At 64.8% G+C, this 12,728-nt stretch carries 11 protein-coding genes and 1 pseudogene; 4 read left to right on the top strand and 8 right to left on the bottom strand.

The features are described 5' to 3' along the window. Positions 1-29 precede the first annotated feature (29 nt). The 5 genes from ACIBCN_RS00715 to ACIBCN_RS00695 form a co-directional block, all read right to left on the bottom strand. On the bottom strand, positions 30-1,193 hold the full coding sequence (locus ACIBCN_RS00715) for a sensor histidine kinase (RefSeq protein ID WP_396989347.1): 1,164 nt from the start codon (positions 1,191-1,193) through the stop codon (positions 30-32). A gap of 246 nt (positions 1,194-1,439) precedes the next feature. After that, on the bottom strand, positions 1,440-2,225 hold the full coding sequence (locus tag ACIBCN_RS00710; protein WP_396989346.1) for an ABC transporter permease: 786 nt from the start codon (positions 2,223-2,225) through the stop codon (positions 1,440-1,442). Position 2,226: 1 nt separating this feature from the next. After that, positions 2,227-3,195 (bottom strand): ABC transporter ATP-binding protein, encoded by a 969-nt coding sequence (locus ACIBCN_RS00705; RefSeq protein WP_396989345.1) that lies wholly within the window; start codon positions 3,193-3,195, stop codon positions 2,227-2,229. A 472-nt stretch (positions 3,196-3,667) separates the two neighbouring features. Next, complete coding sequence (locus tag ACIBCN_RS00700) at positions 3,668-4,009, bottom strand: hypothetical protein (RefSeq protein ID WP_396989344.1); 342 nt, start codon at positions 4,007-4,009, stop codon at positions 3,668-3,670. A 231-nt stretch (positions 4,010-4,240) separates the two neighbouring features. Beyond that, positions 4,241-4,582 (bottom strand): hypothetical protein, encoded by a 342-nt coding sequence (locus tag ACIBCN_RS00695; protein WP_396989343.1) that lies wholly within the window; start codon positions 4,580-4,582, stop codon positions 4,241-4,243. Positions 4,583-4,765: 183 nt separating this feature from the next. Here ACIBCN_RS00695 and ACIBCN_RS00690 point away from each other — a divergent pair, with 183 nt between their 5' ends. The 4 genes and pseudogenes from ACIBCN_RS00690 to ACIBCN_RS00675 all read left to right on the top strand — a co-directional run bounded on the left by ACIBCN_RS00690 (position 4,766) and on the right by ACIBCN_RS00675 (position 10,468). Then, positions 4,766-7,597 carry a BTAD domain-containing putative transcriptional regulator gene (locus ACIBCN_RS00690; protein ID WP_396989342.1) on the top strand — a complete coding sequence of 944 codons (2,832 nt, stop codon included), beginning with the start codon at positions 4,766-4,768 and terminating at the stop codon, positions 7,595-7,597. Between the two features lie 237 nt (positions 7,598-7,834). After that, positions 7,835-9,120, top strand: a pseudogene (locus ACIBCN_RS00685) (IS1380 family transposase). Next, complete coding sequence (locus tag ACIBCN_RS00680; RefSeq protein WP_396989341.1) at positions 9,120-9,440, top strand: DUF262 domain-containing protein; 321 nt, start codon at positions 9,120-9,122, stop codon at positions 9,438-9,440. Before ACIBCN_RS00685 ends, ACIBCN_RS00680 begins: the two are co-directional and overlap by 1 nt. Continuing rightward, positions 9,437-10,468: a hypothetical protein gene (locus ACIBCN_RS00675; RefSeq protein ID WP_396989340.1), complete on the top strand. Its 1,032-nt coding sequence runs from the start codon at positions 9,437-9,439 to the stop codon at positions 10,466-10,468. The genes ACIBCN_RS00680 and ACIBCN_RS00675 overlap by 4 nt, the downstream gene beginning before the upstream one ends. 103 nt (positions 10,469-10,571) lie before the next feature. Here the strand turns inward: ACIBCN_RS00675 and ACIBCN_RS00670 are convergent, their stop codons facing one another. The 3 genes from ACIBCN_RS00670 to recO are packed head-to-tail and all read right to left on the bottom strand — an operon-like array spanning position 10,572 to position 12,622. Then, on the bottom strand, positions 10,572-11,003 hold the full coding sequence (locus tag ACIBCN_RS00670; protein WP_396967476.1) for a YbjN domain-containing protein: 432 nt from the start codon (positions 11,001-11,003) through the stop codon (positions 10,572-10,574). Beyond that, positions 11,000-11,809, bottom strand: coding sequence for an isoprenyl transferase (locus tag ACIBCN_RS00665; RefSeq protein WP_396989339.1), 810 nt, complete (start codon positions 11,807-11,809; stop codon positions 11,000-11,002). Before ACIBCN_RS00665 ends, ACIBCN_RS00670 begins: the two co-directional genes overlap by 4 nt. 60 nt (positions 11,810-11,869) lie before the next feature. Continuing rightward, positions 11,870-12,622: a DNA repair protein RecO gene (gene recO, locus ACIBCN_RS00660; RefSeq protein WP_364728322.1), complete on the bottom strand. Its 753-nt coding sequence runs from the start codon at positions 12,620-12,622 to the stop codon at positions 11,870-11,872. Positions 12,623-12,728: the final 106 nt, after the last annotated feature.

Below are 12,728 nucleotides of genomic sequence, written 5' to 3'. Positions count from 1 at the left end.
TTCGAAGAACACCTGGCGTCGGAAACGCCCTACTCGGGGATGGTCGCACGGACGCGCACTCCCCCGCCTTCCGGCGCGGACAACGTCAGGGTTCCGCCCGCGGCCTTGACCCTGGCACGAAGACCGGCCAGCCCGGAGCCGGACCCTACCGCCCCGTCGACCCCGCGCCCGTCGTCGACCACCTCGATACTCGTCGGCGTAACCGTCACCGTGCAGTGTTCGGCGGCGCTGTGCCGGATCACGTTGGTGATCGCCTCGCGCAGCACCCAGCCGAACAACTCACTGTGCGGCGCGTTTTCGACCTCCGGCAGATCCGCGGCGATATTCGCGGCAGCCAATGCTGTTCGCGCGTTCGCGAGTTCGCCGCGCAACGTGACCTCCCGCAGCCCGCCGACGGTGTCACGCACCCCGGCGAGCGCCTCCCGCGCGAGCCGCTCGATATCGGCCAGCTCGGTCTTGGCCCGTACCAGGTCGACATCGATGAGCCGTTGCGCGAGTTCGGTTTTCACCGTGATCACGGTCAGCGAGTGGCCGAGGATATCGTGCACGTCGCGCGCCACCCGGTTACGTTCCTCCACGATGTCGAGCTCGGCACGCTGCTTACGGGCCAGCTCCCCGAGCCGCTCGCCACGCAGGCCCAACTGCCTGGCCACCCAGATCACGACCGGGATGAAGGCGAAGTAGAACCCGAGCCCGGACAGACTCGGGACGATCACGGGCAGAAACAGGAGCACGAGCACGACGGCGAGCGTCACGTATCCGGACTCGCGCCCCGGCATATGGAAGATCGCGGTCACCGCGACGAAGATCGTGGTGGGCAGCGCAACCGGACCGAGCAACGCGATCAGGGCGGCCGTGCCCGCGGCCATACCGGCGAGAAACGGCCACAGCCTGGGATCGGCCCGATCCACCCAGGCGTCCACCTTGCGGCGGCGGAAAATGACGAACGCACTGAGGACCAACGCCGCGTAGATGAGCAACGCCGGCACCGCGAGCGCCACTCGCAGCCGCTCACCGTCGGACCATGCCTGCAGGATCGGCGCGATCATGTACGACATCCAGGCCGTCGACATCAGCGCACCGAACCAGCCGCGCCGCCGACTGTTCACCGTGGCGCCGTCGGAGACCATGCTATCGATCAAGCCGAGCGCCCCACCGTCGCGCAGCGACGCGAGCCGTGACCTCACGTCCATGCCGTACCCCCGGCGTGCGACGGGTCGTGCGGGAGTTGTCGCGCGCCTCGGTCGATCACAAGGACAGACGGTACAGAACCCTGCTCGACATCCCAGCGAACGCCGGTATCGAGACGAGACTTCGCGTCGAGCAGCACCACCCGATTCCGGTGCAAGGCCCGGATGTCCGCGTCCGCTGTGACAAGGAACAGCGCAGCGCGGCCGTCCACCCCTCGGGGACGGCCGCGCCATGGGGCACCGGATAGGTCAGCGAGACGTGTCACGACGGAACAGCATCGCCGAACCCCCGACGAACACCGCGGCCCAGACGACCACGTTGAGAACCGCCAACGCGATCGCCCCCGCGCTGGTGTCGCCGAACGGGATCCGCGCCAGCGTGGCGACACCGTTGGTCGGGAGTACCTTCGACACCGTCCCGAACCAACCGCCCAGCGGAACGAACAGCCCACCCGCGAACGACAACACCGCGAGCAACGGCCCGAGCAGCTGCATCACGTTCTCCGACGGCAACAGGTAGCCGACGAACAGGCCGAACGCCGCGAAGACCAGCGAAGTGATCCAGGCGAGCAGGAAGCAACTCACCCACGCGACCGGGGTCAGCTGTGCACCGAGGATCGCGCCGACGACGAAGACCGCGCCGACCGAGGCCAGCCCGAGCACCATGGCGACGGTGACCTTGGTGGCGATGTAGGCGACCGGATGCAGTGGGGTGAGCCGCAATTGACGGCTCCAACCCTGCGCGCGTTCGATCGCCACCATGGCTCCGCCGCTGGTGGTGGCCAGCATCGCGCCGTAGACCGCCATCGACACCATAACGTAGCCGGTCATATTGCCGGAACCGAAAGACTGTGTCCGGAAGTCGGATTGCAGCCCGAAGATGACGAAGAACAGCGGCGGGATGAGCAGCGTGAAGATCATCGTGCGGCGATTGCGCAACATCCTGCGCAGTTCCAAGCGCAGGAATCCGGCACTGAAGCCGCCGAGCGGAGTCCGCCGATGCCGGGTAACGCCCTGTGGGGCAAGGGTTGTCATGTCAGTTGTCTCCGGTGGTGAGCGCCAGGAACGCGGATTCGAGGTTGTGCGAGGTGATTTCCAGATCGGTCGCGGTGGTCTCGGTGAGCAGGTAGCGGGCTACCGCGTCGGAGTCCTTGGTGTGCACGATGATTCGTTCGCCACGCACCTCGACGTCATCGACGCCGGGCAGCGCGATCAGCCCGGTCGGCACGGCACCGGGCAGGGTGGCGCTGACCGCGCGACCCGAAGCCAGGTTCTTGATCTCGGCGGCACTGCCGTCCGCGACCACCCGCCCGGCCCGGACCAGCACGATCCGATCGGCGTAGGCGTCGGCCTCGTCCAGGTAGTGGGTGGCGAACAGGACGGTGCGGCCGCGCTCGGAGTCCTGCCGCATCGCGTTCCAGAAGTCCCGTCGCCCTTCGACATCCATGCCGGTGGTCGGCTCGTCGAGCACGATGAGGTCGGGATCGGGCAGCAGCGCGAGCGCGAACCGCAGCCGCTGCCGTTGTCCGCCTGAGCATTTGCCGACCATGCGACCGGCGATATCGGCGATGCCCGCACGGGCAAGCACCTCCTCAACCGGACGCACGTCCGAGTACAGCGTGCCGACCAGCCGCACGGTTTCACCGACGGTGAGATCGGGCAGCAGCCCGCCGGATTGCAGCACCGCCGAAATCCGGCCTACCGCAAGCGCTTCGGTCGGCGTGCCGCCGAACACCTCGACGGTGCCGGAGTCCGGCCGCGCCAAGCCGAGCACCATGTCGAGGGTGGTGGTCTTGCCCGCGCCGTTGGGCCCGAGGAACGCGACGATCTCGCCCGGTTCGATCGCCAGGTCGAGCCCGTCGACAGCCTGCACCGCGCCGCCGCCGGGCACCGCGAAGCTCTTGCGCAGATCGTGCAGCTCGATCGCCGGTGTCGCCCCTGAGCCCCGCTGCCCCGACCCGCCAGCCGCGGCGAAGACGGCCGCGGTCGTCAGTGCTGATGTCATGGGTCAACGTTCGCGCATCAGCGCCCCGAATACCCCGCACGCATGTCACGTGTCTGCCATGACAGTTGTCATGGGCCCGTCAGAGATGCCCGCCAGACCACATGCTCATCGAGGTCCAACGCTTCGACATGCAAACCAAATGGACGCTCGTTTAATCCTAAGTCCTCGCGATCCACGGAGCGCCCTAACCTCGCGCATTCATGCAGGTTGAGCTGATCGCGGCTCAGGAATGGCGAAAGGTGCTCTGAACTGCAATGATTCGACTTGTCTAAGGTTGAATCGGCAGTATCGAGGAGCACCTTTCTGGTGAGGCAATCTACGTCGTGGTATCCGTCGCTGAAAGTTGGCGGAGACGGATCGGGGGTGGTGTCGCAGACCAGCCGCCGGAAACCAATTCGAACCCGATCAGGCCGGGCCGAAGGCCCGGCGGAGGGTCGAGGTTAACCCTTTATCTGCACACCCTAAGTCCGGCTCAGCACCACACCTCCACGTTGACGACCTTGTTGTTGGGGTCCAGCCCCCGGGTCGTCCCTGCGGCGATATCGTCCGTCCGGCCGTCCTGGTAATAGACGCGGAAGGCCTCGCCGTGAGCCTGAGCCCGCGTATACCGGTCGTTGATGCCGTGGAAGCCGCAGCCATCCAGGTTGTACCAAGCACCACCGATATGTTGAATACAGGCCCGCCCCCAGTCACAGTGATCACTCCAGTACCCCCCTCCTGCCTCGGGCGCAGCCTGAGACGGGGCTGCGAACAATCCGATTGCCGATCCGGCCATAGTGGCGCACACCAGCGCTTTTCCGAGACGATTGTGCATGTCTGCAATTCCTATTCTGCTGTAGGCGCGGCGAACTGGCGCAAATGCCTGCCTGTCGGAAGGATGCCTGACTACCGTCGCCGTATCCTGGGCCGACCCCATTCGCTGGCCGGCCCGTCCCGATACTGACAACTGCGAGCCAGCCGCGACAGCGGTGCGCTACCAGTTGTGGGACCGATAGCCCGGCCAGGCGCTACGCGATCTCACCGGTCCGGAGCCCCTAAGTCCGGCTCAGCACCACACCTCCACGTTGACGACCCTGTTGTTGGGGTCCAGCCCCCGGGTGGTCCATGCGGCGGCATCGTCCGTCCGGCCGTCCTGGTAATAGACGCGGAAGCCGTTGCCGTGAGCCTGAGCCCGCGTATACAGGTCATTGATGCCATGGAAGCCGCAGCCATCCAGGTTGTACCAAGCACCACCGATATGTTGAATACAGGCCCGCCCCCAGTCACAGTGATCACTCCAGTACCCCCCTCCTGCCTCGGGCGCAGCCTGAGACGGGGCTGCGAACAATCCGATTGCCGATCCGGCCATAGTGGCGCACACCAGCGCTTTTCCGAGACGATTGCGCATGTCAGTACTTCCTTTTCTGCTGTAGGCGCGGCGAACTGTGCACGGTTGTGCGGGCTGTGCCTGAATCTCGTACACGACCAACCTTTCTCAGCGGATGGCATGGCTACGTTGCGGATTCGTTGAATCCGCTGGTGACGGCCCCGGTAAGATAGATGAAGGGGCTAGACCTTTCTGGGGGACACGGTGTGGATCGGTGTGCTCGGCCCGGTCGAAGCATGCGTCGACGATCGAATGCTGGATCTCGGGTCGGCGCGGCAGCGGTGCGTGCTGGTGGCGCTGCTGGCCGAGGCCAACCAGGTCGTGTCCGCCGATCAGTTGGCCGAACGGATCTGGGGCGATCGGCTACCTTTGCGGGCCTTCGCTACGCTGCGCACCTACCTGTCCCGATTGCGGGCGGTGTTCGCGGGCACCGAGGGGTTCAGCATCGACCGCCGCTCCGGCGGCTATGTGCTGCGCGTCGAGGAAAAGTCGGTGGACTTGCACCGGTTTCACCGTTTGCTCCACGATGCGCGCGCCACCGATAACGCCGAACCGCTCGACGAGGCCTTGCGGTTGTGGCGCGGCGAGGAAGCCTTCGCCGGCCTGGACACGCCGTGGATCGGCACTCTCCGAGACACCTTGCACGCAGAGCGTTTCGCCGCCGAACTCGACTATCACGATGCCCAACTTCGCCGGGGCCTGCACACCACCCTGCTTCCCGTGCTCCACGCTCGCGCCGCCCGCCATCCGCTGGATGAGCGCCTCGCGGCGCAGCTGATGGTCGCTCTGTATCGCAGTGGTCGCCAGGCTGACGCGCTCGACCACTATCAGCGCACCCGTTCCCGGCTGGCGGAGGAGCTCGGAGCCTATCCCACACCCTCTGTGCAGCGGTTACACCAGCAGATCCTGACCGCTCACCCCACACTAGAGGTCTCCTCCACCGGTTGGTCGCCTGCGCGGGCACGGGCTGTGGTGCCACGTCAGCTACCGGCACCACCACGGTCGTTCACCGGAAGAGCTAGCGAATTGGCCACGCTTGACGCTGATTTCGTGCCGGGTTCGACGGTGGTGATCTCCGCGATCGGGGGCATGGGCGGCATCGGCAAGACCTCGTTTGCGCTGCGGTGGGCACACCAACGCCTGGACCGATTCCCCGACGGGCAACTGTTCGTGAATCTGCGAGGTTTCGACCCCTCAGGAGAACCGACGCTGCCCGAAACTGTGTTGCGCGGCTTCCTCGACGCGTTGGGAGTCCCCGCCACCGCTGTACCCGAAGAGGTGGACGCCCAGGTCGGGTTGTACCGCAGCCTGGTTGCCGACAAACAGATGTTGGTTGTCCTGGACAACGCTGCCGATGCCGCTCAGGTCACTCCGCTGTTACCCGGGAGCCCGACGTGTGCGGTGCTGATCACCAGCCGCCGCCACCTCACCAGCCTTGCCACTGCGCATGGCGCGCGGTCGATGAATCTGGATGTGTTGACTCAGCACCAGTCCCGGCAGTTGCTGGCCGACCGCCTCGGCGCGGACAGGCTGGCCGCCGAGCCTCATTCGGTCGACGCATTGCTCGACGGGTGTGCGGGATTGCCGCTGGCGGTTGGCATCGTGGCCGCGCGTGCGGCCGTGCACACCGGCTTTCCGCTTGCCGTGTTTGCTGACGAACTTCGGGACCGCGCAACCCGATTGGACACCCTGGATCCTGGCGACAGCCCGCTACATCCGCGCGCGGTGTTCTCCTGGTCCTATCACGCGCTCACTCCCGCGGGCGCGCAGCTGTTCTGCCTGCTGGGTCTGATGCCCGCTCCGGACATCAGCCTGCCTGCGGCTGCGGCGCTCGGTTCCGCAGCCGTCGCCGATACCCGTGTCCTGCTTCGCGAACTCGAAGCCGCATATCTGCTCGAACAACACGCGCCGAACCGCTACCGTATGCACGACCTCGTTCGCCTCTACGCCGCTGAGCGGGCCGGACGTGATCTCACCGAAAACGCCCGTACCTCAGCGATGCGGCGGCTGGTGGACTTCTATCTGGCCACCGCCCACGCCGGTGCACAACTGATCGACCCGCAATCACCACCGGTGGATCTCGGCCAGCGCCTCCCCAGCGGTGACCAGCACCCGCTGCCCGATCTGACCAGTGCGATGGCGTGGTTCGATGCCGAGCACCCCGATCTGCTGGCCACCCAAAAGTTCGTCGTTGCGCAGGGCTGGTCCGTGGTGGTGTGGCAGCTGGCCTGGGCACTGACCGGCTTCCATCTGCGGCGAGGCCTCCTGCACGATGGCCTCGTGGTCTGGCGTGACGCGCTGACCGCGGCCAACCGGTTGGGCCGTCCGGCTGCGGTCGCCCAGGCGCACCGACGCCTCGGGCATCTCTGTTCGCTTGCCGGACACCGCGACTCCGCGGTCGAGCACCTCGAGCGGGCCCTCGCCATCATCGAGGACACCGACGACGTGACCGAACGGGCCCTGATCCACCTGACACTTGCTGGTGCCCTGCAACTTCTCGAGCACGACGACCACCGCGCCTTGGCACACGCCACCCGCGCCTCGGACCTGTTCCAGGAGCTCGACCATCCCGTCTGGTACGCCGTGGCGCTCCAGATAGTGGCCTGGCGCCACGCTCTGCTCGGCCACTACCCGCACGCCGACACCCTCTGCACGGACGCCCTTCCCGTGTTTCGCCGACATCATTACCCGCAAGGGGAAGCACACGCACTGAACCTGTTGGGCTACATCGCTTTACGCACCGGTAGGCACACCCGAGCGCTGGTCTATGGGCACCAGGCCATCGCCCTGTTCCACGATCTGGGCGATGCCCTCAACGAAGCCACCGTGCTGGATCACCTCGGAGAAACCCACGCCGCGCTCGGCCAGCAGGACCACGCGCGCGACGCCTGGCAGCGCGCCCTCGAGCTGTACCTGACCCAACACCGCACCGGCGACGTCCAGCGCATCCATCAGCAACTCGACGGCCTCGACAGCACGTTTGCAAGCCCCGACATCGGGGTAATTCCACACCGAGGTCCGCACGCAAAGCCGTGAAACACGACGCACACCCCACTATTCGCTCGAACCCAGAGTGCGATGTGCCAGATGGATCTCGCGTTCCTGTCCGTCCGGGAGCCTCACCGTCCAGGAGGCCACCGCATTGTCCGCGGACTAGCCTCGCGGATTCACCGAAATTGGCGGCGTGCGTTGAAAAAGACGAAGGGGGCTCTGACCTGCGATAATCCTTCTTGCTGAGGGAAAATCATCGCGAGTGAGGAGCACCCCCTTCTGGTGCGCAAGTCTATCTCGCCGTATCCGGCGTTGGTTGTCGACGGTACTGGGTCGGGGGTTGTGTCGCAGTCCGGGTCGGTGTTGTGTTGCGGACCGCGGAGCGGGTCGGTCTGGTCGGTGGCTTGTCAGCGAACATGGCGTTGTGGCGTAAACCGATGGCCACCCATGATCCGGGCAAGATCGTGTTGCTGGATCTGGCGGTGTTGCTCGCGGTCGGCGGTGACTGTGTCTCAGACCTGAAGTTGCCGCGGGCCGAGCCGGGTGTGTTCGGTGTGACACCGTCGGATCCGACGGTGTCACGGCTGGTGAAGATGCTGGCGGCGGATGCGCCGAAAGCGTTGGCGGCCATAGCGTCTGCTCGTGCTGACGCCCGATCGCGGGCATGGACGCTGGCAGGCGAGCACGCCCCTGATCATGGGATCGATGCCGAGCATCCGTTGCTGATCGATGTCGATGCCACCTTGACCGATGCGCATTCGGAGAAGGAGAAGGCGGCACCGACATTCAAACGTGGGTTCGGATTCCACCCATTGTGGGCGTTCATCGACCACGGTGAGACCGGCACCGGTGAGCCTGCCCCGGCGATGCTGCGCCCGGGCAACGCCGGCAGCAATACCGCCGCTGATCATAAACAGGTGTTGGGTGAGGCTCTGGCGCAGTTGCCGTGGACCACGTCGTGGCGGGCCGGCCGGAAAGTGTTGGTGCGCACTGATTCCGGCGGAGGCACCCATGAATTCCTGGACTATTGCCACCGCCGTCGGGTGCAGTACTCGATCGGATTCACCCTCACCGACGAGATCATCGAAGCCATGGACACCCATCTCACGCCGCAGGATTGGACCCCGGCCTACGACGCCGACGGCGAGGTCCGCGACGGCGCCTGGGTCACCGAAGCCACCGGCATCGCCGAGTTGTCCAGATGGCCACCCGAGATACGCCTTATCGTCGCCAACCGCATCTGGCTCGCCCTCATCGCCCTGGCACTCGACCTCACAGCCTGGACCCAGACCCTCGCCTTCGGCGAGGACCCAGCTCGCCGTTGGGAAGCGAAAACCATACGGCTGCAGCTGTTCTCGATCCCAGCCCGACTGACCCGCCACGCCCGCCGCGTCCACCTGCGCCTGTCACGACACGCACCCCGCAGTCGTATTTCGCCGACCCCGGCAAGATCCGTATTGCCCAAAACAGCGTGCATGAGCCTGCCAAGACCACTAAAGTATCTCGCCTGGCCTGTCCTGGCTGTGGACCGTATATCGGCCGTGCCGAAATGCTCTGGGGAGATTTGATGAAGATGGAAGCGCGGAAGATGGCGCTTGACAAGATCTACAAGCGGCGTGGCCGCTACGACATCCCGGACTGGCAGCGCGATGAAGTCTGGTCTCTCGATCACAAACAGTTACTAATCGACTCCATCCTGAATGGCTGGAAACTGCCGAAATTCTACTTCGCCAAGACATCTAGCGATCCCGACGAGTTCGATGTTGTTGACGGTCAGCAACGCCTTGCCACGATCTGGGAATTCCATGAAGGCGGACTACGCCTCTCCGATGCTTCGGCAGCAGCGTTCGGTGGATACAGAAGCTCAACTCCATCCATAGTGGAATGACCCGCTTCGCACGGACTCTGGCAAAACATCCTTTCTTCACCGAGAAAGTCTCCATACGAGATACTCGGAAGGCTTATTTCGATATAGCCACCAAAGCTTTGGCAATCGAAATAGATGGCTTCGATGTACGACTTCGCTACGATGACCTGAAAAGACTGGCCGAATCACAGCTGAACTTCTCTGAAGATTCAAACGTTGCAAAGAGATTGACATCCACGCTTGACTACCTCAATTCAGCATTCAAATCGAAGAGCCCAATCCTCAGGAACCGTAGCACTATTCAGTCGTTGATCACCCTCACCTCCACCATACTAGCTACCGGACGATCGAGCGGAACCGAGTCTCAGCTGTACGAGTACTTCGAAGAGTTCACTGCCGAGTTGGCGCGACAGAACGAACTCGGCATCAAGGCAACAGACGCAACCTACCTCGAATTCCAGCGTACCCTCTCCTCCAACGTAAAGTCGGGCCCGAGAGATCGGCATTCAATTCTTTCCCGCAAGCTTATGCTCTCAGACCCTCGGTGGGTTGATGTTGTTGGACTGGAATCGACGATTGAAGCAGGAATGTCGATCGAGCTAGACTTACTAGGCAAAGAGGTACGGCAGCTGATAGCGAAGGTCAATGAATTCTATTCAGCCAAACACGGCATGGATCTTTTCAAGATGACCAATCGCACCGCGACTGCATTGGGAAATATACGCGAACCCATAGACAGCTTCGAATCATATTCGGCATTGGTCGGAGATCTCTATTTTCTGCTCCGAGAAGGGACCGGACAACGGCTCACGGGATCTTTTCCGAAATCCTTTGAAGATGTCAATCTACTGCGCACAGGACTACAGCATGATGTCGACCACGGAAAACCAGGCGCTGTGGCTAGCAAACGGATCAAGATTGGTGAAGCATTCGCCAGGTACTCTGGAGGAGAAAACTCACCATTTACCCTCGGACCCGAACGTTTCGCTTTGGTCCAGGCCAAACTGCTGCAAGCCGTCGCTTCAGATTTGGGCAGTCTGGTTGTCTAACGGTTCACAGCCCTTGTTCTGACTGCCGAGCATAGGTTTCGCCGCTCGGTCCGGTACTCACCGGACCGAGCAGGATGCCGATCGACGACCGGCAATCAGGCGGTCAGGGCAGCAGCAAACCCTGCCGGGCGCGCCCGGCTCCGGAGAGCACGAGCACCAGCATCGTGGCCAGCGCCTGGTCGTCGAGCCCGGCGGCCGGGAAGGTGTACCGCAGGATGACGTCGGCGAGCTTCTCGCGCACGATCACGGTCAGCGAGCCGAATTGCAGCTCGTTGTTCCGCTCGGCGACCCGCTTGTGCAGCTGCGCCTTGACCGGACGATCCCAGGCCAGCACGCAGGTCAGTGTCAGCACGTCGAGCCCGGGCGCCAGCCGCACCGCGCGCAACGAACACAGTGAGCCCTCGTATTCGAAGCCGATCGAGCCCTCGGGGTCGACGCGCACATCGATGTCGTAGATCGACAGGCAGGCACCGGCCCGCGCCTGCAGTTCGTGTTCCGGACTCACCGTTGATTCCATGTCCGTACCGCCGTTCATTTGGTGCCGCCGAAGCGCCGGTCCCGCGAAGCGTACTCGAGGCAGGCCTGCCATAGATTGCGCCGGTCGAAATCGGGAAACAGGGTGTCCTGGTAGACGAATTCGGCGTAGGCGGACTGCCAGATGAGGAAGTTCGAGCTGCGGAATTCGCCGGACGGCCGCAGGAACAGGTCGACGTCCGGCATGTCCGGCTCGTCCAGGTATTTCGCCAGCGTCGACTCGGTGACCTTCTCCGGATCGATCTCGCCCGCCGCCACCCGCCGCGCGATTTCCCTTGCCGCGTCGGCGATTTCGGCCCGGCCGCCGTAGTTGACACACATGGTGAGGGTCATCACCGTGTTGTCCTTGGTCAGCTCCTGGGCGGTCTCGAGTTCGTTGATCACGCTGCGCCACAACCGAGGTCGGCGGCCGGCCCAGCGCACCCGCACGCCCATCTCGTGCATCTCGTCGCGGCGGCGCCGGATCACGTCGCGGTTGAAGCCCATCAGGAAGCGCACCTCCTCGGGGCTGCGCCGCCAGTTCTCGGTGGAGAAGGCGTAGGCCGACAGCCACTTCACGCCGATCTCGATGCAGCCCTCGACGGTGTCCATCAGCACGGCCTCGCCGCGTTCGTGGCCCGCGGTGCGCGGCAACCCGCGTTCCTGCGCCCACCGGCCGTTGCCGTCCATCACCAGTGCGACGTGGTTGGGCACCAGCACGGCCGGTATTTCCGGCGGACGAGCGCCCGAGGGATGCTGCGAGGGCGGCCGAACGGTGCGGGTCGCCCCCGGCTTGGTCGCGGTGGAGGAGTCTCGGCGGAGGATCACGGCCCCTATCCTGCCTGATGGTTGTGGAGGCCTTGTGAAGGTCTCCACCGACGCAGGCGATCAGGCGGGGGCGCGCACCGGGGTCGACCGCTCGATCAGCGGCAATGTGCGCAGCTGCCGTTCCAGATGCCATTGCAGGTGCGCCGCGACCAGACCGCTGGCCTGCCTGCGCACCCCCTCCGGCACCGTCTCGACATACTCCCATTCGCCGCGCAGCAGCGCGACCAGCAGATCGAGCACCCCCGGCGCCGGTGTCGCCGACCCGGGCGGGCGGCAGTGCACGCACACCGCGCCGCCTGCTGCGACATGGAACGCGCGATGTGGGCCCGGCGTCGCGCACTTGGCGCATTCGTCCAGCGCGGGCGCCCAGCCCGCGAAACCCATGGCGCGCAACAGGAATGCGTCCAGAATCAGCTCGTGCGGCCGCTGCTTGGCTGCGATGGCGCGCAACGCGCTCGCGGTGAGCGCGTGCAGCCGCGGCGCGGGCGCCCGCTCCTCGCCGGCCAGCCGTTCGGCGGTTTCCAGCACCGCGCAGGCCGTGGTGTAGCGGCCGTAGTCGTCGATGATGTCGGAGGCGAACGCCTCCACCGTGTGCACCTGGGTCACCACGTCGAGCGTGCGACCCGGATGCAGCTGCACGTCGATGTAGGCGAACGGCTCCAGCCTGGCGCCGAACCTCGACTTGGTGCGGCGCACCCCCTTGGCCACCGCGCGCACCAAACCGTGCTGGCGGGTCAGCAACGTGACGATGCGGTCCGCCTCGCCAAGCTTGTGCTGGCGCACCACCACCGCCACATCCCGATACAAACGCACGCCTCATCCTCCCACGAAGACCCGACAGCCCCTGGCAGGCGCGGCACCCCACTGCCACTTCCGCGGACGAATCCACCATGCCGGTCGGCGCGCTGACCTATCCTTT

The organism is Nocardia sp. NPDC051052, assembly GCF_044456045.1.
GTDB lineage: Bacteria > Actinomycetota > Actinomycetes > Mycobacteriales > Mycobacteriaceae > Nocardia.
Note: the sequence above shows the minus strand (reverse complement) of the source record. Positions and strands in the feature narration are given on the sequence as shown.

What these genes read in the sequence shown, in the direction of transcription:
- ACIBCN_RS00675 (WP_396989340.1), top strand. Translation starts at nt 9,437, where the DNA reads ATGACCCGCTTCGCACGGACTCTGGCAAAACATCCTTTCTTCACCGAG.
- ACIBCN_RS00670 (WP_396967476.1), bottom strand. Translation starts at nt 11,003, where the DNA reads ATGAACGGCGGTACGGACATGGAATCAACGGTGAGTCCGGAACACGAA.
- ACIBCN_RS00705 (WP_396989345.1), bottom strand. Translation starts at nt 3,195, where the DNA reads ATGACATCAGCACTGACGACCGCGGCCGTCTTCGCCGCGGCTGGCGGG.
- ACIBCN_RS00695 (WP_396989343.1), bottom strand. Translation starts at nt 4,582, where the DNA reads ATGCGCAATCGTCTCGGAAAAGCGCTGGTGTGCGCCACTATGGCCGGA.
- ACIBCN_RS00715 (WP_396989347.1), bottom strand. Translation starts at nt 1,193, where the DNA reads ATGGACGTGAGGTCACGGCTCGCGTCGCTGCGCGACGGTGGGGCGCTC.
- ACIBCN_RS00710 (WP_396989346.1), bottom strand. Translation starts at nt 2,225, where the DNA reads ATGACAACCCTTGCCCCACAGGGCGTTACCCGGCATCGGCGGACTCCG.
- ACIBCN_RS00700 (WP_396989344.1), bottom strand. Translation starts at nt 4,009, where the DNA reads ATGCACAATCGTCTCGGAAAAGCGCTGGTGTGCGCCACTATGGCCGGA.
- ACIBCN_RS00680 (WP_396989341.1), top strand. Translation starts at nt 9,120, where the DNA reads ATGAAGATGGAAGCGCGGAAGATGGCGCTTGACAAGATCTACAAGCGG.